This is a genomic window from Kitasatospora sp. NPDC096128, assembly GCF_040303105.1.
Lineage (GTDB): Bacteria > Actinomycetota > Actinomycetes > Streptomycetales > Streptomycetaceae > Kitasatospora.
On the sequence record NZ_JBEOSP010000002.1, the window covers coordinates 270049 to 290082 of the forward strand.

At 72.7% G+C, this 20034-nt stretch carries 18 protein-coding genes and 1 pseudogene; 11 read left to right on the forward strand and 8 right to left on the reverse strand.

Annotated features, from left to right (window positions below; genetic code table 11):
• Nucleotides 1-25: 25 nt before the first annotated feature.
• Nucleotides 26-1696, reverse strand: coding sequence for an oleate hydratase (locus ABTY61_RS03610; protein WP_502895203.1), 1671 nt, complete (start codon nt 1694-1696; stop codon nt 26-28).
• Nucleotides 1697-2009: 313 nt separating this feature from the next.
• On the opposite strand from ABTY61_RS03610, the gene ABTY61_RS03615 reads away from it, so the two are divergent.
• The 4 genes from ABTY61_RS03615 (at nt 2010) to pflA (ending at nt 6660) form a co-directional block, all read left to right on the forward strand.
• Nucleotides 2010-4394, forward strand: coding sequence for a phosphoketolase family protein (locus ABTY61_RS03615; protein WP_350503258.1), 2385 nt, complete (start codon nt 2010-2012; stop codon nt 4392-4394).
• 39 nt (nt 4395-4433) lie between these two features.
• A complete protein-coding gene (locus ABTY61_RS03620) occupies nt 4434-5231 on the forward strand; it encodes a universal stress protein (RefSeq protein WP_350503259.1) in 798 nt (265 codons plus the stop codon).
• 131 nt (nt 5232-5362) lie between these two features.
• Nucleotides 5363-5743 (forward strand): universal stress protein, encoded by a 381-nt coding sequence (locus ABTY61_RS03625; protein ID WP_350503260.1) that lies wholly within the window; start codon nt 5363-5365, stop codon nt 5741-5743.
• A gap of 104 nt (nt 5744-5847) precedes the next feature.
• Complete coding sequence (pflA, locus tag ABTY61_RS03630; RefSeq protein ID WP_350503261.1) at nt 5848-6660, forward strand: pyruvate formate-lyase-activating protein; 813 nt, start codon at nt 5848-5850, stop codon at nt 6658-6660.
• A 315-nt stretch (nt 6661-6975) separates the two neighbouring features.
• Here the strand turns inward: pflA and ABTY61_RS03635 are convergent, their stop codons facing one another.
• On the reverse strand, nt 6976-7602 hold the full coding sequence (locus tag ABTY61_RS03635; protein ID WP_350503262.1) for a hypothetical protein: 627 nt from the start codon (nt 7600-7602) through the stop codon (nt 6976-6978).
• A 171-nt stretch (nt 7603-7773) separates the two neighbouring features.
• A complete protein-coding gene (locus ABTY61_RS03640) occupies nt 7774-9342 on the reverse strand; it encodes an oleate hydratase (protein ID WP_350503263.1) in 1569 nt (522 codons plus the stop codon).
• Between the two features lie 270 nt (nt 9343-9612).
• Between ABTY61_RS03640 and ABTY61_RS03645 the strand changes: the two genes are divergently transcribed.
• The 4 genes and pseudogenes from ABTY61_RS03645 to ABTY61_RS03660 all read left to right on the forward strand — a co-directional run bounded on the left by ABTY61_RS03645 (nt 9613) and on the right by ABTY61_RS03660 (nt 11964).
• The gene (locus tag ABTY61_RS03645; protein ID WP_350503264.1) at nt 9613-9858 is read left to right on the forward strand and encodes a universal stress protein; all 246 of its coding nucleotides are present in this window, start codon (nt 9613-9615) and stop codon (nt 9856-9858) included.
• Nucleotides 9859-10227: 369 nt separating this feature from the next.
• Nucleotides 10228-10560: pseudogene (locus tag ABTY61_RS03650) on the forward strand (universal stress protein); the annotation flags it as partial.
• Between the two features lie 222 nt (nt 10561-10782).
• Nucleotides 10783-11229 carry a universal stress protein gene (locus ABTY61_RS03655; protein ID WP_350503265.1) on the forward strand — a complete coding sequence of 149 codons (447 nt, stop codon included), beginning with the start codon at nt 10783-10785 and terminating at the stop codon, nt 11227-11229.
• A gap of 60 nt (nt 11230-11289) precedes the next feature.
• On the forward strand, nt 11290-11964 hold the full coding sequence (locus tag ABTY61_RS03660) for a CBS domain-containing protein (protein WP_350503266.1): 675 nt from the start codon (nt 11290-11292) through the stop codon (nt 11962-11964).
• 415 nt (nt 11965-12379) lie between these two features.
• Here ABTY61_RS03660 and ABTY61_RS41940 read toward each other — a convergent pair whose 3' ends face one another.
• Nucleotides 12380-12775: a Mu transposase domain-containing protein gene (locus ABTY61_RS41940; RefSeq protein WP_502895204.1), complete on the reverse strand. Its 396-nt coding sequence runs from the start codon at nt 12773-12775 to the stop codon at nt 12380-12382.
• A 118-nt stretch (nt 12776-12893) separates the two neighbouring features.
• Nucleotides 12894-13688: an exodeoxyribonuclease III gene (locus ABTY61_RS03670; protein ID WP_502895210.1), complete on the reverse strand. Its 795-nt coding sequence runs from the start codon at nt 13686-13688 to the stop codon at nt 12894-12896.
• A gap of 330 nt (nt 13689-14018) precedes the next feature.
• Between ABTY61_RS03670 and ABTY61_RS03675 the strand changes: the two genes are divergently transcribed.
• Nucleotides 14019-14792, forward strand: a complete 774-nt coding sequence (locus tag ABTY61_RS03675; protein ID WP_350503408.1) for a GntR family transcriptional regulator — start codon at nt 14019-14021, stop codon at nt 14790-14792.
• A gap of 33 nt (nt 14793-14825) precedes the next feature.
• A complete protein-coding gene (locus ABTY61_RS03680) occupies nt 14826-14957 on the forward strand; it encodes a hypothetical protein (protein WP_350503268.1) in 132 nt (43 codons plus the stop codon).
• Between the two features lie 10 nt (nt 14958-14967).
• Here ABTY61_RS03680 and ABTY61_RS03685 read toward each other — a convergent pair whose 3' ends face one another.
• The 3 genes from ABTY61_RS03685 to ABTY61_RS03695 form a co-directional block, all read right to left on the reverse strand.
• Nucleotides 14968-16131, reverse strand: coding sequence for an ROK family transcriptional regulator (locus tag ABTY61_RS03685; protein ID WP_350503269.1), 1164 nt, complete (start codon nt 16129-16131; stop codon nt 14968-14970).
• A 247-nt stretch (nt 16132-16378) separates the two neighbouring features.
• Nucleotides 16379-16654, reverse strand: coding sequence for a hypothetical protein (locus ABTY61_RS03690; RefSeq protein WP_350503270.1), 276 nt, complete (start codon nt 16652-16654; stop codon nt 16379-16381).
• Nucleotides 16655-16826: 172 nt separating this feature from the next.
• Nucleotides 16827-18371 carry a hypothetical protein gene (locus ABTY61_RS03695; RefSeq protein WP_350503271.1) on the reverse strand — a complete coding sequence of 515 codons (1545 nt, stop codon included), beginning with the start codon at nt 18369-18371 and terminating at the stop codon, nt 16827-16829.
• A gap of 277 nt (nt 18372-18648) precedes the next feature.
• On the opposite strand from ABTY61_RS03695, the gene paaK reads away from it, so the two are divergent.
• Nucleotides 18649-19983 carry a phenylacetate--CoA ligase PaaK gene (paaK, locus tag ABTY61_RS03700; protein ID WP_350503272.1) on the forward strand — a complete coding sequence of 445 codons (1335 nt, stop codon included), beginning with the start codon at nt 18649-18651 and terminating at the stop codon, nt 19981-19983.
• Nucleotides 19984-20034 lie beyond the last annotated feature (51 nt).

Consider the following 20034-nt stretch of genomic DNA (forward strand, 5'->3'; position numbering starts at 1 on the left):
GGGCGCAACCGCCTGAGGCCCGGGATCAGCCTTGCCGAGGGCGATCGTGCATCCCAGGGCCGGCCGGGTCCGCAGGCGGGGCCCAAGGTCCCGAATGGCCGAAGGCGGTCTTCAGCGCCCGGAACGCCGTCTTCGGATCGGAGAGGGCGTGGTGGACGGGCGGAATCGGCTTGTCGAGGCCGAGCAGTTGGTACACGGCGTGCATGGCGCCGCGCACCGAGTACTCGACGGTGAAGACGACGTCCTCGGGGATCTCGACGTACTGGCCGAGGAAGGCGAAGTTGCGCGCACCGTGCGGGATCACCCGGGGCCGGTCGTGGACCGAGCGGCGGGCGAACTGGCTGGTGATGTACGGCATCATCACCGTGGTGACGGTCGTGGTGGCGCGGACCTCGTCGGCGATGTCGTCGAAGCCGAGCTGGCCGAGGAGTTCGGTGAGGATCTCCCGTCCGGTGGACTCGGCCATCGTCGTGCCGGTGTGCTCGCCGGGTGTGTCCAGGAACAGACCGTAGCCCCAGAGGGTGAAGACGTCCTCGGGCTGGCCCTCGAAGTGCGGCGGACGGGGAACGACGATCGACATCAGCCAGGGCGAGTCCTTGAAGGTCATCAGCGCGCCGGTGCCCGGGGCGTTGCCGCTGAACTCCTCGATCCGCTTCAGCAGCGCCGGGCTTCGCATGGTCAACGTGAAGGATTCCCAGGCGGCTTCGCCGATGTTGCCGTTGAAGACCGCCGGCTGGCCGAAGTCCGGCGCCTTGCGGGAGAGGGTCTCCCACAGCGTCCAGCTGCCGTCCCGCTTGTCCCGGACCAGCTCCGGTACGGTGTCGTCGTCGCCGTAGGCGGCGTCGGCGGTCATCGAGCCGAGCGTGATGAACGCCAGGTCCAGGTCGGCGAGTTCGACGCTCTCCCGGTGGTCGTCGCGCAGCAGGTGGAGGCGCTGCGCGCGGCGGATGCCGTCCTGCTCGGTGAAGTCGACGTCGGTGACGGTGACGCCGTGCTCGAAGCGCACACCGCGCTCCTGCAGCCACCGGGTGAGCGGCCGGACGATGGAGTCGTACTGGTTGAGGCGGGTGCGGCGCACGCCCGCCAGGGTGTGGATGCGCGGGAACTCCTGGAGGAAGCGCAGGAAGTAGCGCTTGAGCTCGATCGCGCTGTGCCAGTTCTGGAAGGCGAAGGTGGTGCGCCACATCGCCCAGAAGTTCGTGGCGAAGAAGTGCTCGGAGAAGAACTGGTCGATCCGGCGGTCGCCGATCACCGACTCCGGCAGGACGAGCAGCCGGGCGAGTTCGATCCGGTCCTGGGTGTCGAGACCGAGGTGCGCGGCGTCGAGGACGCGGTGGTCCCGGTCGATCAGCCGGGCCCTGGCGCGGGTGGGGCAGTCCCGGTTGAACCGGATGATCTCCTCCCGCACCGAGACGTTCTCGTCGTCGAGGGTGGGGATCGTCCCCAGGAGGTTCCACAGGCAGGTGTACGCCTCGTCCTCCAGCATCCGCCCGCCCCGGGTCACGTACGCCCGTGCCGGGGATCCGCGCCCGTCGAGCGAGCCGCCGGCCAGCGGGAGCTGCTCCAGGATGTGGATGTTCTCGCCGGGGAACTCGCCGTCGCGGATCAGGAAGGCCGCGGCGGCCAGTGCCGCTATGCCGCCGCCGACCAGGTAGGCCTTCGTCCCGCGCCCGCTGTCGATCATGATCTGTCCCACTCGTCCACTCGTCCACGCGTCCGCGCGCCGTGCGGCGCGCCTGCACGGGTCGTGCAGGTGCCAGCCAGCCTGTGGCACGCGACGCACCCGGACGCAGGGCCGGCGGTCCCCACTTCGGGGCCGTACGTCCCGGGGCGGAGCGCGGTGCGGGGCCGTCCGGATGAAGTCGTGGACAGCAGGGACCACCGGCCCCCGGTATCCCGTGGAACGGGGCCTGTTCGGCCCTGCGCGGACCTCGGCCGAGGGGCAAGGATGAAGGTCGGCCGACCGTCGACGGTCGGTGAAGCCGACAGACTCCGAGGAGTGCACAGTCATGTCCGTCACCCCAAGTTCGGCTCCCGGTGGACCCTCCGAGGAGGAGATCCGGGCGCTCGACGCCCACTGGCGGGCCGCCAACTACCTCGCGGCCGGCCAGATCTACCTGATGGCGAACCCGCTGCTGCGCGAACCGCTGCGCCCGGAGCACATCAAACCCCGCCTGCTGGGGCACTGGGGCACCTCGCCCGGCCTCAACCTGGTGCACACCCACCTCAACCGCGTGATCAAGGACCGGGACCTCGACGCCGTCTGCGTCTGGGGCCCGGGGCACGGCGGTCCCGCCGTGCTGGCGAACTCCTGGCTCGACGGCAGCTACACCGAGACCTACCCCGACGTCACCCGGGACGGGGCCGGCATGGCCCGGCTGTTCCGGCAGTTCTCGTTCCCCGGCGGCGTGCCCAGCCACGTCGCTCCCGAGACACCGGGCTCGATCCACGAGGGCGGCGAGCTCGGCTACGCGCTCTCGCACGCCTACGGCGCCGCCTTCGACAACCCCGGCCTGCTGGTCGCCTGCGTGATCGGCGACGGTGAGGCCGAGACCGGCCCGCTGGCGGCCTCCTGGCACGGCAACAAGTTCCTCGACCCCGTCCACGACGGTGCGGTGCTGCCGATCCTGCACCTCAACGGCTACAAGATCGCCAACCCGACCGTTCTCGCCCGCCTGCCCGAGGCAGAGCTCGACGCCCTGTTGCGCGGCTACGGCCACAACCCGCTGTACGTCGGCGGCGACGACCCGCTCACGGTCCACCGGGCCATGGCCGAGGCCATGGACACCGCCCTCGACCGGATCGCCGCCATCCAGCGTGCCGCGCGTGCCGACGGGGCCACCGAGCGCCCGGCCTGGCCGGTGATCGTGCTGCGCACGCCCAAGGGCTGGACCGGCCCGGCCGAGGTGGATGGCGTGCCGGTGGAAGGCACCTGGCGCGCCCACCAGGTGCCGCTCGACCAGGTCCGCGACAACCCCGTGCACCTCGCCCAACTGGAGGACTGGCTGCGCTCCTACCGTCCGGAGGAACTCTTCGACGAACACGGCCGTCCATCGGCGCAGGTCCTCGACCGCGTCCCCGAGGGCCCCCGCCGCCTCGGCGCCAACCCGCACGCCAACGGCGGCCTGCTGCTGCGAGACCTGCCGATGCCGCCGCTGGAGCGCTACGCCGTACCCGTGGACAAGCCCGGTGCGACGCTGCACGAGCCGACCCGGGTCCTGGGCGACCTGCTCGCCGACCTGACGGCCGCCACCGCCGAGCGCCGGGACTTCCGCCTGGTCGGCCCGGACGAGACCGCCTCCAACCGCCTCCAGGCCGTCTACCGGGTGACCGGCAAGGCGTGGCAGGCCGACACCCTGCCCGTCGACGAACACCTCGCCCACGACGGGCGGGTGATGGAGATCCTCTCCGAACACACCTGCCAGGGCTGGCTGGAGGGCTACCTCCTCACCGGCCGACACGGCCTGTTCTCCTGCTACGAGGCCTTCGTCCACATCGTCGACTCCATGGTGAACCAGCACATCAAATGGCTGCGCACCACCCGCGCCCTGCCCTGGCGCGCACCGATCGCCTCGCTCAACTACCTTCTCACCTCCCACGTCTGGCGCCAGGACCACAACGGCTTCTCCCACCAGGACCCCGGCTTCGTCGACCACGTCCTCAACAAGAGCCCCGAAGCCGTGCGGGTCTATTTCCCGCCGGACACAAACACCCTGCTCGTCACCGCCGACCACGTGCTGCGCAGCCGCGACTACGTCAACGTCGTGGTCGCCGGCAAGCAGCCCTGCTTCGACTGGCTCACCCTCGACGAGGCGCGGGCCCACTGCGCCCGCGGCGCCGGGATCTGGGAGTGGGCCGGCACCGATGACGGCGCCCGCGAGCCGGACGTCGTCCTGGCCTGCGCCGGTGACGTGCCGACCCAGGAGGTGCTGGCCGCCGCCGGTCTGCTCCGCCGTCACCTGCCGGACCTCCGCGTGCGGGTGGTCAACGTGGTCGACCTGGCGCGGCTGATGCCCGCGGAGGAACACCCGCACGGGATGCCCGACGCCGAGTTCGACGCCCTGTTCACCCGCGACCGGCCGGTGATCCTCGCGTACCACGGCTACCCGTGGCTGATCCACCGCCTCGCCTACCGCCGGGCCGTCCACCCGCAGCTGCACGTGCGCGGCTACAAGGAGTCCGGCACCACCACCACGCCCTTCGACATGGTGGTCCGCAACGACCTGGACCGCTACCGCCTGGTCATGGACGTCATCGACCGCGTCCCCGGCCTGGCCGTGCGCGCCGCCACCCTGCGCCAGGAGATGGCCGACCGACGTGCCCGCCACCACGACTGGATCCGCGAGCACGGCACCGACCTGCCCGACGTCACCGACTGGACCTGGCAGGGCTGACCCGAAACCAGGGGGGCTGAACGTCAGGAGAACAGCACCATGGAGCTACCCGTCGCCGTCGGAGTCGACGGCTCCGACAGCAGCCTTACCGCCGCCGACTGGGCCGCCCGCGAGGCGCTGCTGCGCGGCTGCCCGCTGCGCGTCCTGCACGCCATGCCGCTGATGCCCCATCTGCTCCCCAGCTGGTCGGCAGGGCGGCGGCCGGAGCCGGGCGCCCTGCTGTACGAGGTCCGCCACGTCCTGGCGGTGCGCTACCCGCAGCTGGAGACCCGCACCGACGAGGTCCACGACCTCGCCACCGTCGCGCTTGTGGCCGCCGGCGAGGACGCCGAACTGCTCGTCGTCGCCGCCCGCGGAGCCGGCGGCTTCCCCGGACTGCGCATCGGGTCCACCGCCCTGCACCTGGCAGCCCGAGCCGGCTGCCCGACCGTGGTGCTCCCCGCGGACCCGCCGGGTCCGGCACCGCGCGAGCAGGTCGTGCTCGGGCTGGACGCCCGCCGACCCGCCGAGGCGGCCCTGGAGTTCGCCTTCGCCGCCGCACGCCGCCACGGACTGCCGCTGCACGTCGTCCACGCCTCGGCCGCCGGGGCACAGGACGACGAGGACGAACTCCTCGCCCGCGCCCTCGCGCCGTGGCAGGCCGCCCATCCCGAAGTCGAGGCCGTCGCGGACACCTCGTGCACGGGAGCGGGCCTGGCACTGGTGGAGGCGTCGGCCAAGGCCCGACTGCTGGTGCTGGGCAGGCGGCCCGCAGTCCTGGTCGGCGCGCTCGGCCCGGTCGGCCACGCCGTCCTGCACCACACGCTCTGCCCGGTCGCCATCGTCCCGGAGGCGTGAGCGGGACCTTCGGGCCACACCCGGGGGCTGCTCGGCCCCTGGGACAGGCCTGCGGCGACCGCGATCGTGGATCGCGCACCGGGGTCGCCGGCATCCGCGCCGGGACCGTCGAACAAGGGAGGGCTGTCATCATGCCGTACGCCGTAGTGGTCGGAGTCGACGGATCGGAGCCGAGCACGGTCGCCGCCGAGTGGGCCGCCCAAGAGGCGCACCGCAGCGGCCGGCCGCTGCGGCTGCTCCACGTCGGGGGCGCGAACTCGCCCGCGCCCGGGGAGCCCGATCGCGGCGGCGAGCCGCTGCCGTCGTCGGTGCTCGCCACCAGGAACCACACCGCGAGCGTGCTGCCCGGACTGGAGCTGACCTGCGAGCACATGCCCGGGAACCCGGCCTACGCGCTCGCCGCCGCCGGTGGCCGCAACGGCCTGCTGGTGCTCGGCTCACGCGGCCCGGGAGGGTTCGCCGGGCTGCTGGTCGGCTCAGTCTCGCTGCGGGTGGCGGGCCACGCGACGTGATCGGCCGCACCTTCCACGACGCCCTGTAGGCCTCACCCCCCGCTCGCGGTGCCGGCGCATCCCCGACCAAGGGCGCCGGCACCGCGCTTTACCGGGAGATTCCCATGCCCGACCCCGTTCTGCCCGTCCATCTGCCGAGTCGATCCGCGTCGGCCGCGACACCGGCCGCCGTCGCCAGCAGGCGCCCGGCCGGCGGAATGTTCCACTCCTGGGACCTGTCCACCGGCGTCGACGGCCCCGGCACCCGCTTCATCGCCTTCCTGGCCGGCTGCCCGCTGCGCTGCCTGTACTGCCACAACCCCGACACCTGGCACCTGCGGGACGGGCGACGCATCTGTGCGGACGAGATCGTCAGCGAGGCGGCCAAGTGCGTCGAGTTCATCCAGGTCTCCGGCGGCGGCGCCACCGTCAGCGGTGGCGAGCCGTTGCTCCAGCCGGTCTTCACCGGCGAGTTGCTGCACCGCTTCAAGCACGACCTCGGACTGCACACGGCGCTGGACACCTCCGGCTTCCTGGGTGCCCGTGCCACCGACGCGCTGCTCGCCGACACCGACCTCGTCCTGCTCGACATCAAGTCCTGGGACCGCGCCCTCTACCGGCACCTGACCGGACAGGAGCTCGCCCCAACCCTGGACTTCGCCCGCCGCCTGGCCGACCTCGGCAAGGAGGTCTGGGTCCGCTTCGTCCTCGTCCCCGGACTGACGGATGCCGTCGAGAACGCCGAGGGGGTCGCCGCATTCGCCGCCTCGCTGGGCAACGTCACCCGGGTCGACGTCCTCCCGTTCCACAAGCTCGGCGTGGCGAAGTGGCGCGCGCTGGGCCTGGACTGCACGCTGGCGGACACCCCGGTGCCCACCGGTGACCAGACGGCGCAGGCGCGTGCCGTGTTCGAGGCCCACGGCCTGCACGCCGTCTGACGGCCCTGATCGGACGCGGACGCGGACGCCGACGCATCGCGAGAGAACGAGGCTCCCCGACGGGAAGCCTCGTTCTCGTGTGTCCGGGAGTCGAAGTGCTGTGGCGGGTGGGCACCGCGGCCTGGCACGGTGCGCTGGCCTTGGTCTGGCTGCCCCAGTCGGCAGCGATGTCTGCCGGTGTGGCGTCGGAGATCAGGGGCGCGCTGAACCGGAAACCGCCGGAGCCGACGGCACCTTCCCCTGTGGAGGGGTGGGTGCCGCCGGCTCCGGCAGCGGAGTGTCGGCGTGCGGTGCTTCCGGGACGGCGGTGGGGTCTCAGCGGAGCCAGGCGTGCTCGCGGACGACCGGGAGGGCAGCCCAGCGGCGCCCCAGGCCCCAGGTGTCGCCGGCGCCGACGGCGGCCAGCGCGAGGAGCAGCAGAGCGTAGACGACGTGGTAGTCGATGACGGGGTTGCTGGAGCCGCTGGCGGCGCCGTTGGCCAGGTGGCGGGCGGGCGGCCACTCGGCGGCCCACATCAGGGCCAGCAGCAGGGTGCCGCCACCGGCGGCGGCGCGCATCCCGACGCCGCCGACGAAGGCGAGGCCGATGCCGAGCAGGCCGAGCATGAACAGCCAGTCGGCCCAGGCCTGCCCGGCCCAGGCGTGGAAGGTGGACTGGAGCGGACCGGCCGAGACGTGGCTGAGGAAGCCCTTCGTCGGGGAGCCGCCGTTGAGCCAGGAGCCGGCCTCTCCGGTGGCGTAGCCGAGGCCGAACGTCTTGTCGAGGAAAGCCCAGAGGAAGACGAAGCCGACGGTGATCCTGGCGCCCGCGATCGCGAGCCCTGCCCCGGTGCTCAGGGCGACGGTGCCCGATGCCTCCCGGGAGCGTCGGGTGGCGACCGGGCGGCGGTCCGTGGTGAGACGGTGGGTGAACCGGGGGAGGTGCGGGTGGTGGACGGCCATGGCGAGCTCTCCTTGTCGATTTCACGGTGGATCGGTCGTTTTGTGGCGCTGGGACAGGACCGTCGGCCGGGCCTTGAGGCGCCGGGTTCCCCGGCGCCGGGGCCGGGTCGTGCGGGTGGAGCGGGGAGGCGGACGGCGCCTCGCCTGCCTCCCCGGGGCGAGCCGGTCGGGCTACTTGCGGTGCATGGTGTGCAGGGCCTGGGCCAGGACGTGCGGGTCGTGGTGGCCCTTGTAGACGCCCGGGGGCTGCCGGTCGAGGTCGAGCAGTTGCGCGACGGCGGCCCAGGCGGTGCGTACGGAGTACTCGACGGTGAAGACGACGTCGTCGGGGACCTCGGCGTACTGGCCGATGAAGGCGAGGTTGGTGGAGCCCTTCGGGACCACCCGCGGCCGGTCGCCGTGGCTGCGCGCCAGGAACTGGCTGGTGATGTACGGCATCAGGCAGGGGATGACGGTCGAGGTCTCGGCGATCTTCTCGGCGGTGTCGGGGGCCACGGCCAGGTGCTGGAGGACCTCCTGGAGGATCTCCGCGCCGCTGCACTCCCGCATCGGCTTCTCGACGAAGGCGCCGGGCCTGTCGGGGAAGAGGCCGTAGCCCCACCACACGGATACGTCCTCGGGCTGCTGCTGGTAGACCGGCTGGCGGTTGACGACGACGGTGAGCAGCCACGGGGAGTCGGTGAGGGTGAGCAGGCCGCCGCGGCCGGTCTGGCGGCCGGTGAACTTCTCCATCCAGTCGAGGAAGGCGGGGTCCTCGGCGGTGACGGTGAAGGACTCCCAGGTGGATTCGTCCGGGTGGTGGTCGAAGACGGCGGGGTTGCCGAAGTCGTCGCGGCCACGGGCGATCCGGTGCCACAGCAGGAAGGAGTCGGGGCTGAGGGAGGTGTTCGGGCTCGCCGGCGGGGCGGTGTGGGAGCCGAGGGCGGAGTCGGCGGTCATCGATCCGTTGGTGACGAACACGAGGTCGTCCTCGGCGACCGGGATGTCGTCCTGCGCGCCGGCGAAATGGATGCGCTCGACGCTCGTGCCCGGCCCGTGCCGGAAGGCCAGGTCCGCGACCCGGTGACCGGTGTGGAGGTGGACTCCCTGCTCCAGGAGCCAGGCGGTGAGCGGACGGACGATCGAGTCGTACTGGTTGTAGCGGGTCCGGTAGATCCCGGACATGGTCTCGAACTCCGGGAAGAGGTGGACGAACCGCTTGAGGTAGCGGCGGAACTCGATGGCGCTGTGCCAGGGTTCGAACGCGAAGGTGGTGCACCACATGTACCAGAAGTCGGTGGTGAAGAAGTCCTCGTCGAAGCAGTCCGTGATGCGCTTGCCGTCCAGCAGCCGCTCGGGCGTGGCCAGGCACTTGACCAGTTCGAGCCGGTGGCATTCGGAGAAGCCCATGGCGTGTCCGTCGCAGATCTCGCCACCCGCCCGCACCAGCCGGGCGGGGTCGTCCCAGGGGGACTCCTCGTGTGAGTCGAGGATGTCCTGGGTGGCCGACTTCGACGGGTCGTCCAGCGAGGGGATGCCGGACAGCAGGTCGTAGGTGCAGCGGAACTGTGCCTCGAACATCCGGCCGCCGCGCATCGTGTACCCCGTCTCGGGCGTACCGCCCGCGTCCAGGCTGCCGCCGACCACCCCCTGGTCCTCGTAGAGGTGGATGTCGTCGCCGGTGAAACCCGCGTCCCGGATGAGGAACGTTGCTGCGGACAGGGCGGCGATGCCGCCTCCGACCAGGTGGGCCTTGGGCATCGGAGATCTCCTCAACTGTCGTGCACTGAACCGCCATCGGCTGAATGAGCAGCGATCCCGGCGGTCGACGCCGGGCGATCGAGTCCATCGATCGGGGGTGCGGACGACAGCTTGCTCCCGAGTCGGCCGACGGGTCGTTGGGCCATTGGTCACCGACGGTGCAACGACGGTCCCGATGGCCTCCCGGGTGCGCGGGACCGGCGGACCGGGACCTTCGGGCCCTGCCGCGGGCAACGTGGACCCTGTCGAACAGCGTGCGCGAAGGAAGAGTTGATCGGGCGGACACCTACCGCAGGACCCGAGGAGGAGACCCATCAACAGTCCCGGACCGACCCCCGGGGTGCCCGCGCCCGTGTCCCTGCTCGGCCCCCGGTTGTCGGCGTCGGCCGCTCCGCGGCCAGCCGCGGAGTCGTGACCTGGGCGGCGGACGAGGCCGCCCGCACGGGCCGGGCGCTGCGGCTGGTCCACGTCCTGGAGCGGCCGCCGAGCGATCCGGATGAGGGCCCCGACTGCTGAACGATCACCTCCGGGTCGGGGGCGACATCGTCCTGGCACAGGCACGCAAGCTCGTCGAGCAGTGGCACCCCAGTGTGGAGACCGAGACCCGCGCGGTCGACGGGCCACGGGCGCGAGGCCTGCTGGAGCAGGCCGCGGACGCCTCGCTCCTGGTCGTCGGAGGCAAGCCAGGCCGGTTGCCGAGCCGGTGCTCACGCTCCCGCCGATCGGCGTCCCGCTCAGCTCCCACGCCCCCTGCCCGGTGGCGGTCGTCCGCGAGACGGCGGATACCGCCGTGAATGCCCCAGGCTGCTGGCCGTCGTCGGAGCGGGCGGATCGCCGGACTCCCTGGCGGCTCTGGAACTCGCCTTCGCGTAGGCCGCGGCACACGGTGCCGTGCTGCGCGTAGTCCGGGTCTGCCGGGCCCGCCAGGAGCGGACCTCCGCAGCGCGCGCGGAGTCTGCAGGCCGCTCTGAGGTCGAACTGCTGTGCGCAACAGCCGAGTTGCGCAAGCGCGATCCGCGAGTCGAAGTCGAGCACGAGGTGGTGTTCGGGCGCCCCGTGGGAGCACTGCTGGGCGAGGCGACTCGGGCCCTGTGCCTCGTTCTCGGTTCGCGGGGCCTCGGCGGTTTTCGGGGTCTGCTCCTGGGGTCAGTGAGTCATGCCCTCGTCGAGCACGCGGAGTGCCCGTTGATCGTCGTTCCCCTGCGCAAGGGGCGCTGAGGGGCATGGGGGGATCCCGGCCTCGGCCGCTCACGCGGTCCGGGCGGGACCGGCAGGCCCAAGACCGCACCGTACGGCATCGCCTTCGGCAGGGAACTCACATTCCTGTGCCGGGCAAGGGTCGGGCTGAAGGTCCCGGTCTTCGGGACCCGTTCGGTCCTTCGCAAGTCCGCCGGCAGTGCCGATGGTTGAGACCGACGAGAACACGAAGGAGGAAGACACGTGAGCGAGCAGACCGGACCGGAGCAGCGGATCGTTGTCGGTGTCGACGGATCGCCGGCATCGGTCGACGCACTCCGATGGGCCATCGGCCAGGCCCGCATACAGGGTGCCGTGGTGGAGGCCCTGATCGCGTGGCAGCACCCGGCGGCCACCGGCTGGACGGTGCCGATCGAGGCCTACGAGGATCTCCCCGGCATCGCGCGGAAGATCCTCGACGACAGCGTCACGGAGGCGATCGGCTCCGACGCCCCGGTCGAGATCAGGACCAGGGTGCAGGAGGGCGGCGCCGCGGCGTGCCTGCTGGACGCGGCCCGCGGCGCCGACCTCCTGGTCGTCGGCAGCCGGGGCCACGGAGGCTTCGCCGGAGCCCTGCTCGGCTCGGTCGGCCAGCACTGCGTCCAGCACGCGCCCTGCCCCGTCGTCGTGGTCCGCCACCGGAACGACTGACCCGCACACCCAGCACCCGACGCGCGGCCGCGCCGCCGATCGGAAAGGAGCGAATCGACCATGCGACACCGGATCGTGGGAGAACTGATGACCCCGGCCGTCGTGCACGTACGGCCCGACACCGGCTTCAAGGAGATCGCCCGGCTGCTCGCCGAGCACGACATCACCGCCGTGCCCGTCCTGGACCACGAGGACCGGCCGCTCGGCCTGGTCTCCGAAGCCGACCTGCTGCTCAACGAGGCGGCCCAGGAGGACCCCGCCGGCCTGCTGCTCACCCCGGACCTGCCGCCCCGCGAGCGCGCCCGCAGCCGGGCGACCACCGCCGTGGGCCTCATGACCGCCCCGGCCGTGTGCGCGCGCCCGGAGTGGACGGTCGTCGAAGCGGCCCGCCTGATGCAGAGCGAGCGCGTCAAGCGCCTGCCCGTCGTCGACGAGGCCGGCCGACTGGTGGGCATCGTCAGCCGCAGCGACCTGCTCCGCGTGTTCCTGCGCCACGACGCAGCGATCCGCGAGGAGATCCGGGCCGAGGTCCTGCGCCGCGTCCTGGGCATCGACCCGGACACCGTGGACGTCCGGGTGCAGGACGGCCGCGTGACCCTCACTGGCGCGCTCGGCCACGGCGGCCAGGCGGCGGTGGTCGAGCGCCTGTGCCGCGGCGTGGACGGCGTCGTCGACGTCACCGGCCACCTCGACCACCGCACGAAGGCCACCACTGCCCTGAACCGGGCCGGCTGACTCTCCGCCGCAACCACCCGCGGGATCCCGCACCGGCCGCCGTCGAGAACTTCGACGCGCCGACCGGCGCCGTCTGCACCGAGACTGTCGAGCCTGCTCTGCCGCCCTTCCTGAAAGGGCGGCAGATGGCCGTCACCGGCAGTAGCTGCGGCGGGGTGACCACCCCTGGGACCACTTTGGGACCACGCGCGATGAGCGCTCATGGGCGCCCATGGATCAAAACGGACGCTTGTGAACGTCGGCTGGCCCCGGGGACAGATCCGGTCACGATGGTCCAACTCCTTGCCACGCCCCCGAACCCCGCTTGTCTAGACCAGCACATCGTCGACCGGCCAGCGAAGGGCGCAAACGGTCCGTCGTCGCCCCGGGTCGCCTTACAGCCACCAACCCACGGAGCCCACCCGTCGGGGTTGGACTACAGTTCCCGCGGTCGACCGCATGGCCCGGCCTGCGCGGTCGGTCCCGACCTCGACCGGGAAGCATCCGTCGCCCGAGCCGGTCCGTCCTTACATCCGCAGCGTGCGGCCTTCTGCCGGATCGCCTGGCCGCGCAGGACCTCGGCCGCGGTGGCGTGTTCGGGGTCGGTGACGGTCCGGTGCCGGGCCCAGCATCGGCCGTGGCGGGCGACGATCTCGCCGGTGCGGGTGGTGGCGACGATCTCCTCGGTGTCGGCCCGGACGGTGATCTGCTGTCCGATCGCGCGCGGGTGGACGGAGTAGTCGCAGGTGTCGACGCGGATGTAGTGGTCGCGGCCGAGGCGGGTGTGCAGCGGCCACCAGTGGGGCGGGGCGACGGGCGGCAGGGTGAGCATCGCGTCCCGGTCGGCTTCCCAACGCGCGCGAAGACCAGTCCTTCGCCCAATCCGTGACGGACACGACGTCTGGTCAGGGCTCCCCAGTCTTCTGAGGAGCCCTGACCATGGAGAGCTGTCAGAACTGGTGGTCGAACACGACAGTCACTGGCGCGTGGTCGGACCAGCGCTCGGCGTGGGTCTCGGCGCGTTCGACGTAGGCCTCGACGGCCTTGGCGGCGAGGCCGGGGGTGGCGACCTGGAGGTCGATCCGCCAGCCCGAGTCGTTGTCGAAGGCGCGGCCGCGGTAGGACCACCAGGAGTAGGGGCCGGTGCGGTCGGGGTGGAGGGCGCGGACGACGTCGACGTAGCCGGCCTCGTCGTAGACGCGGGAGAGCCAGGCGCGTTCCTCGGGGAGGAAGCCGGCGGACTTCTGGTTGGCCTTCCAGTTCTTGAGGTCCTCGGGGCGGTGGGCGATGTTCCAGTCGCCGCAGACCACGACCTCGCGGCCGTCGGCGGCGGCGCGGGTGCGCAGGGCGGTGAGGTGGACGAGGAATTCCGCCATGAAGCGTTCCTTTTCGTCCTGGCGCTCGGTGCCGACCTCGCCGGAGGGCAGGTAGAGGCTGGCGACGGTCAGGCCCGGCAGGTCGATTTCGACGTACCTGCCGGAATTGTCGAATTCCTCAGAGCCGAATCCGATCGTGCTGCGCTGCGGCTCCCGGCGGGAGAGGATCGCGACGCCGGCCCGGCCCTTGGCGACCGACGGGGCCCAGACCGCGTGCCAGCCGTCCAGGTCGCGCAGCTCGACGGGCAGCTGCCCGGGCTCGGAGCGCACCTCCTGGAGGCAGATCACGTCCGCCTCCGTTCCAGCGAGCCACTCGATGAAGCCCTTCTTGGCAGCTGCCCGGATTCCGTTCACATTCACACTCGTCACCACGATCACCCGGGCAGCCTACCCATTGGGCGCGCACGCACCGAAGCGTGACGCGCGGCCGGGGGTGGTCGTGGGGGCCGTCGCGGGGCGGTGGAGGGCGGCCGTCCCGGGCTGTCGTGAACGTGGCATGAATGTTCGCGACGGTCCCATCAAGCCGTGCCATTGGTCTTGACCATCTCCGGACGGAGCACCTAGGGTCGCTTACTGCAAGGACCTTTAATAAAGAAGGACGGATAAAGGCCCGCTCTCCCACCTGCCGCAACAGCGGGCAGCGGGCCCGGGATCCGCCCTCCTTGTCGTAGGGCGGACAGGACACAGGTGGAGGACATGGTGGGGACGACAGGACAGCTCTCGGCGGTGCCGGAACCGAAGTACTGGCACCTGCGCACGGTGCTGCTGCGGGCCATCGACTCGGAGTTCTCCACCGGCCAGGTCCTGCCGAACGAGCGCGAGCTCTCCGCCCGCTTCGGCGTGGCCCGGGCCACGCTGCGGCAGGCCCTGGACCAGCTGGAGCTGGAGGGCCGGCTGGTCCGCCGCCGGGGGATCGGCACCCTGATCGCCGCCCCGCGGGTCGGCGTCCCGGTGAACCGGCAGGAGGAGGGCTGGCCCGGCGCCGGTCGCAGCCAGTCCTGGCGCACGGTGGACTGCACCACCGCCCCCGCCTCCGCGCAGTTGGCCAAGAACCTCGGCATCACCGAGGGCGCCACCGTGCACACCGTCCGCCGGGTCCGCCTGGTCGAGGGCCGTGCGATGGCCACCGAGTCGCTGCACGTCCCGGCCTCCGCCCTGCCGCACCTGCCCGGCTTCCGCGCCGAGAGCGACCGCGCCCGTTCGGTGCTGCGCCAGCTGGAGCGCCTGGAGGTCGACGGCGAGTCCCGGGCCGTCGAGCTCGGCGTCGCGGAGGCCGACGAGGCCGTGCTGCTGGAGCGCCCCCCGGGCACCCCGGTGCTGGTCATGACCACCCAGTACGCCGCCGCCGGCCGTCTGGTGGCCCTCGCCGTCGCCACCTACCGCGCGGACACCTGCAAGCTGACGTTCGGTGAGACCGGCCTGGTCGAGGTCACCCCGGTCGGCGCGACCCCGGCGGTCCGCACCGCCTCCTGAACCATTCTCCGACACCCTCAGACCGCGACCCGGATGCCGAACTGGCGCCCGGGTCGCGGTCGTTGGGGGCCGGCAGGGGTCGAGCGGCCGCTGGTGACGTTCACCGACAGTGCGGACGACGCCCTGACCGTCGACCCCACCGACCCGGACTACGCCGCCACCTGAGCCCCGCCGCTCACGCCCTCGGGGGGTCCACCGCGAAGAGCTGGTCCTCGACGTGGTCGAGGGCGACCCGGAGGGCGCCCATCGAGACGACCTCGGAGCCGAGGGCGGCGAGGGCCACCTCGGGGGCGCGGAGGGTGAATTGGGCGAGGCGTTCGCGCAGGGGTTCCAGGACGCCGTCGAGGCCGGCGGCCCAGCCGCCGATGACGACCAGCTGGGGGTCGATGGCGAGGACCAGGGCGGCGACGCCCTGGACGAGTCTGGTGAGGAAGCGGTCCATGGCGACCTTGGCGACCTCGTCGCCCTCGCGGGCGAGCCGCAGGACGCGCGCGACGGCGGCCTCGTCCAGTGGGTTGAGCGGCTTGCCGGTGGTGGAGAGGAGCCGCTCGGGGGTGACTTCCTGGCCCAGCAGGTGGAGGGCCCCGATCTCGCCGGCGGCGCCGCCGTAGCCGCGGTGGAGTCTGCCGTTGATGAGGGAGCCGGCGCCGGGGCTGAGGCCGGCCATGACGAAGACCACGTCGTCGGCGCCGACGGCGGCACCCTGCCAGTGTTCGGCGATGGCGGCGAGGTTGGCGTCGTTCTCGATCAGGACGGGGCAGCGGAAGGAGCGTCGGAGTCGGGCGCCGAGGTCGAGGCCGGTCCAGCCGGGCATGGCGGTGCCGAGTCGGACGGTGCCCTCGCGGTCGACGATGCCGGGGGTGCCGATGCCGACGGACCACAGGTTGTCCCGGGAGATGCCGGCCTTGCGGAGGACTTCGGCGACGGCGGTGCGGACGGCGGTGAGCCGTTCCTCGGCGTCGAGGGTCTCGTCGACGGGCTTGAAGTGACTGCCCACCACCTCGCCGGTGAGGTCGGCGAGGATGACCCGGATGTCGTGGACGCCGATCTCGATGCCGAGGATGTGTCCGGCTTCGGCCCGGAACCGGAACCAGCGGGCCGGGCGGCCGCGGCGGCCGGGGCCGGCCAGGCCGTCCTCCCGGGGTTGTTCGACCTCGGCGACCAGTCCGGTCTCGACCAGGCCCTCGATCACGCCCTCGACGGTGGGCCGGGAGAGCCCGGTCTCGCCGACGAGTTGGGTGAGGGTCACCGAGTGGCCGGTCCGCAGCGCCCGAAGCGTGACCGCCGCGTTGATCCGCCGCAGCAGCGAGGAGTCTCCTCCGGTGAGCCGATCCGCCAATGCGATGCCCTTCGCCGTTCGCGCGACTGCCCTGGCGCGCGGTGTCGAGTGCGCGGAGCCCACCGAATGGCCCGCGGGGGTCTGCCCCCGGAACGCGGAACGGGCGGCGCACGGCCGCCCGAACGGAGGCCCGGAGGACAAGCCGGAGCCTACCCGGGGAGCACCCCGGGCGGCGAGGATTCCCGCAGCTCACCCGGGCTTCGGTATCGAAATGGTACGGATCGGGTGGCGGTACGTGACGTCGGCTTCACCGGTCGGCCACGGACGGCCCCCGCCCGGGGCGCCGCCCCCTTACGGACCAGCGGGAGCGCACCGACAGCAGCGAGCCGACGCTCAGCCAGGAGCAGGCCGAGAACGCGCTGACCACGGATCCGGCCGAGCCGATGGACAGCACGCTGCCGACGGAGCCGATGGAGAGCACGGATCCGACGGAGCCGATCGACAGCAGCGAGCCGATGGAACCGATGGAGCCGATCGAGCCGAGGGAGGCCCGGGAGCGGATCGAGCGCACGGAAGCGGCCATGCGCCCGATCGTAGCCCGGGGCCGGCCCGGCCTCGGCTCAACGGCCCCGCCGTCAGTCGAGCCGTCAGTCGAGGGGTCGGTCGAGCCGTCAGTCGAACCGTCAGTCGAGGGGTCGGTCGAGCCGTCAGCCGAGCCGTCAGTCGAGGGGTCGGTCGAGCCGTCAGTCGAGCCGTCAGTCGACCCGGGCGACGAACAGCCCCTGCCCGAGCAGCCCGATCGGGTGCCCGTCCTCCGGGAGGGTGAGGACGGTTGGGCAGCCCGCGGCGGTGAGGGCGGCCAGCCAGTTTTCGGCGGGGTGGGCGGTGAGGCCGCGGGGGTCGCCCGTGATCAGCAGGTCGAGCTGTTCGGTGACGGGGGCGAGCAGCAGCAGCCGGCCGCCGGGGGCGAGCAGGTCGACGAGGGCGGGGACCTCTTCCTCGGGCCGTCCGCCGGCGGTGGCGACGACGACGTCGTAGCGTCCGCCGTCGGGGGTGAGGTGGTGGTCGGCGTTCTGGCGGGGCCGGGCGGCGAGGGCGCGGGCGACGGCGGTCTCGGCGCCGTCGCGGTCGAGTTCGAGGACGCGCAGCGGCTGGGGCCCGGCGTGGGCTTCGGCGGTGGCGCGGACGAGGGCGCCGAGCGCGGCGCCGAGGTAGCCGCGGGCGGCGGCCCAGCGGACCGGGGCGGCGGCGGGGCGGGGGGTTTCCTCGCCGGCGAGGAGTCTGGGCAGGCGCAGGGCGCCGCGTCTGACCCGGTCGAGGACGGCGGTGGCGCCGAGGCCGTCGGTCCAGGTGTCGGTGGCGGGCCGCCAGGTCTCGCGGACTTCGGCGGAGCTGAGTTCGGGGGCGCCCTGGTAGAGCGGGCCCTGGGCGCCGCCGTCCTGGTGGGTGATCAGGCCGTGCCGGGCGAGGGCGTCGAGCCAGCGGCCGACCCGGGGGCGTTGGGCGGGGGTGACCAGGGCGGTGGCGAGGAGTTCGGCCTCGGAGCGGGCGGGGGCGGGCTCGGTGAGGATCCCGGCCTGCTGGAGGGTGTGCAGCAGGGCGGTGAGCACGGCCCGGTCGAGGTGGGTGCCGAAGGCGCTGACCTGTTCGGCGGTGACGCCGATGCTGTGCTTCCAGGCGGCGGCGGTGGCGGCCGCGGTGTCGGCGCGCAGGCGGCGGTCGGCGGCTTCGGCCTGGCTGTGCGGGGCGCGGACGTGGGCGAGGACGGCGCCGAGGGCGTCGACGGCGGCGTACACGTCGTCCTGCCGGGGTTCGGGGCCGACGTGGAGGACCAGCCGGAGCGCGCCGAGGTCGTGGTCGGTGAGGCCGGGTTGCCGGCTGAGCCGCCAGAGCAGGGCGGAGGGCAGGCTGAGGTGGGTGGTGCCGTTGGCGGCGAGCGCGGCGAGCTGGTCCTCGGGCTGCTGGTCGGGGTCGGCGCAGTGCACGGTGCCGCCGGCCAGCAGGGTGGCGAGGGCGAGTTCGACGGCGAGGTCGGTGGCGGGGTGCAGCACGGTGTGCCGGATGGGCGGCGGGCCGAGGACGCCGGCCCAGTGCCGCAGCCGCTCTTCGGCGGCGCGGGCGGTGGAGGGCGGCAGGGCGGCGTGTTCGGCGACGCGCTCGGCGAGGGCCCGGGGCAGGCCGCCGGGCGGGGAGACGCCGAGCAGCAGGCCGATGCCGCTGATCGCGCGTCCGTCGGCGACGACGGCGGGCCGGTCGCCGAGCTCGCGCAGCGCGCTGACCAGCGCAGGGGTCGAGGCCAAGGTGATCACTCCGGGGTGCAGGGGAGAAGCCGCACTACTGAACCATGGGTCCGGGCCGGTGAGCGGGGCGAACGGGTAATAATTCCGTAATGATTTTCATATCGGCCAGCCAAGCGGCGGGCGCGATCCCGGTGCGAAGGCGCCGGAACTGCGCATTCCGGGAACGCCGCGCGATCCCTTGACAGGTGGTTCGGGTGCTGGGTTACTTGGCCTGGGCTTGCCCTGACCGAACGATCGGTTTGGCTCCCCGTCCCGTCCGACCTGCGAAGGAGCGACGATGACCGGCCGTGCGTCCGACCCCGACCGCCGCCTGGGGGAGCCGATTCCGCCCGCACTCCTGGACGCCGGCGAGCGGATGAGCGTCGACGAACTGCGCGCCCACCAGCTCGACCGGCTCCGGGCCACCCTGCGGCACGCCTACGACCACGTCGAGCTCTACCGCCGCAAGTTCGACGCCGCCGGAGTGCGCCCCGAGGACTGCCGCACCCTGGCGGACCTCGCCCGCTTCCCCTTCACCACCAAGGCCGACCTGCGCGAGGGCTACCCCTTCGGGATGTTCGCCGTCCCGATGGAGCAGGTCCGCCGGATCCACGCCTCCAGCGGCACCACCGGGCGCCCGACCGTGGTCGGCTACACCGAGCGCGACCTCTCCATGTGGGCCGACGTGGTCGCCCGCTCGATCCGCGCGGCCGGCGGCCGGGCCGGCCACAAGGTGCACATCGCGTACGGCTACGGGCTGTTCACCGGAGGCCTGGGCGCCCACTACGGCGCCGAGCGGGCCGGCTGCACGGTCATCCCCGCCTCCGGCGGCATGACCGCCCGGCAGGTCCAGCTGATCCAGGACTTCCGGCCCGAGATCATCATGGTCACCCCGTCCTACCTGCTCACCCTGCTGGACGAGTTCGACCGGCAGGGCCTGGACCCGCGCGCCAGCTCGCTGAAGGTGGGCATCTTCGGGGCGGAGCCCTGGACGGAGGAGATGCGGCGCGAGATCGAGGAGCGGCTCGACCTGGACGCCGTCGACATCTACGGCATCTCCGAGGTGCTCGGCCCCGGGGTCGCCCAGGAGTGCGTGGAGACCAAGGACGGGCTGCACATCTGGGAGGACCACTTCTATCCGGAGGTGGTGGACCCGCTCGGCGACGAGGTGCTGCCGCAGGGGGAGGGCGGCGAGCTGGTCCTCAGCTCGCTCACCAAGGAGGCGCTGCCGATCGTCCGCTACCGCACCCGCGACCTCAGTCGGCTGCTGCCCGGCACCGCGCGGCCGGCCTTCCGGCGGATGGAGAAGGTCGCCGGGCGCAGCGACGACATGATCATCCTGCGTGGGGTGAACCTGTTCCCGACCCAGATCGAGGAGATCCTGCTGCGCACCCCGGGCGTCGCCCCGCACTTCCAGCTGCGGCTGACCACGCAGGGGCGGCTGGACCAACTGACCGTGCGGGTGGAGGCCCGCCCGGAGGCGGACGCCGGGCTGCGGGAGGCCGCACGGGTGGAGATCGTCCGGGCGGTGAAGGACGGCGTGGGCGTGACGGTCGCGGCCGAGGTGGTGGACCCGTACACGCTGGAGCGCTCGGTCGGGAAGATCAAGCGGGTGGTGGACGAGCGGAAGTAACCGGAGTCCGAGCAGGGAGGCCGGAGGCGCACGGCTGTCCGGGGGGTGATG

What these genes read in the sequence shown, in the direction of transcription:
- ABTY61_RS03615 (WP_350503258.1), top strand. Translation starts at nt 2,010, where the DNA reads ATGTCCGTCACCCCAAGTTCGGCTCCCGGTGGACCCTCCGAGGAGGAG.
- ABTY61_RS03620 (WP_350503259.1), top strand. Translation starts at nt 4,434, where the DNA reads ATGGAGCTACCCGTCGCCGTCGGAGTCGACGGCTCCGACAGCAGCCTT.
- ABTY61_RS03625 (WP_350503260.1), top strand. Translation starts at nt 5,363, where the DNA reads ATGCCGTACGCCGTAGTGGTCGGAGTCGACGGATCGGAGCCGAGCACG.
- pflA (WP_350503261.1), top strand. Translation starts at nt 5,848, where the DNA reads ATGCCCGACCCCGTTCTGCCCGTCCATCTGCCGAGTCGATCCGCGTCG.
- ABTY61_RS03635 (WP_350503262.1), bottom strand. Translation starts at nt 7,602, where the DNA reads ATGGCCGTCCACCACCCGCACCTCCCCCGGTTCACCCACCGTCTCACC.
- ABTY61_RS03640 (WP_350503263.1), bottom strand. Translation starts at nt 9,342, where the DNA reads ATGCCCAAGGCCCACCTGGTCGGAGGCGGCATCGCCGCCCTGTCCGCA.
- ABTY61_RS03660 (WP_350503266.1), top strand. Translation starts at nt 11,290, where the DNA reads ATGCGACACCGGATCGTGGGAGAACTGATGACCCCGGCCGTCGTGCAC.
- ABTY61_RS41940 (WP_502895204.1), bottom strand. Translation starts at nt 12,775, where the DNA reads ATGCTCACCCTGCCGCCCGTCGCCCCGCCCCACTGGTGGCCGCTGCAC.
- ABTY61_RS03680 (WP_350503268.1), top strand. Translation starts at nt 14,826, where the DNA reads ATGCCGAACTGGCGCCCGGGTCGCGGTCGTTGGGGGCCGGCAGGGGTC.
- ABTY61_RS03690 (WP_350503270.1), bottom strand. Translation starts at nt 16,654, where the DNA reads ATGGCCGCTTCCGTGCGCTCGATCCGCTCCCGGGCCTCCCTCGGCTCG.
- paaK (WP_350503272.1), top strand. Translation starts at nt 18,649, where the DNA reads ATGACCGGCCGTGCGTCCGACCCCGACCGCCGCCTGGGGGAGCCGATT.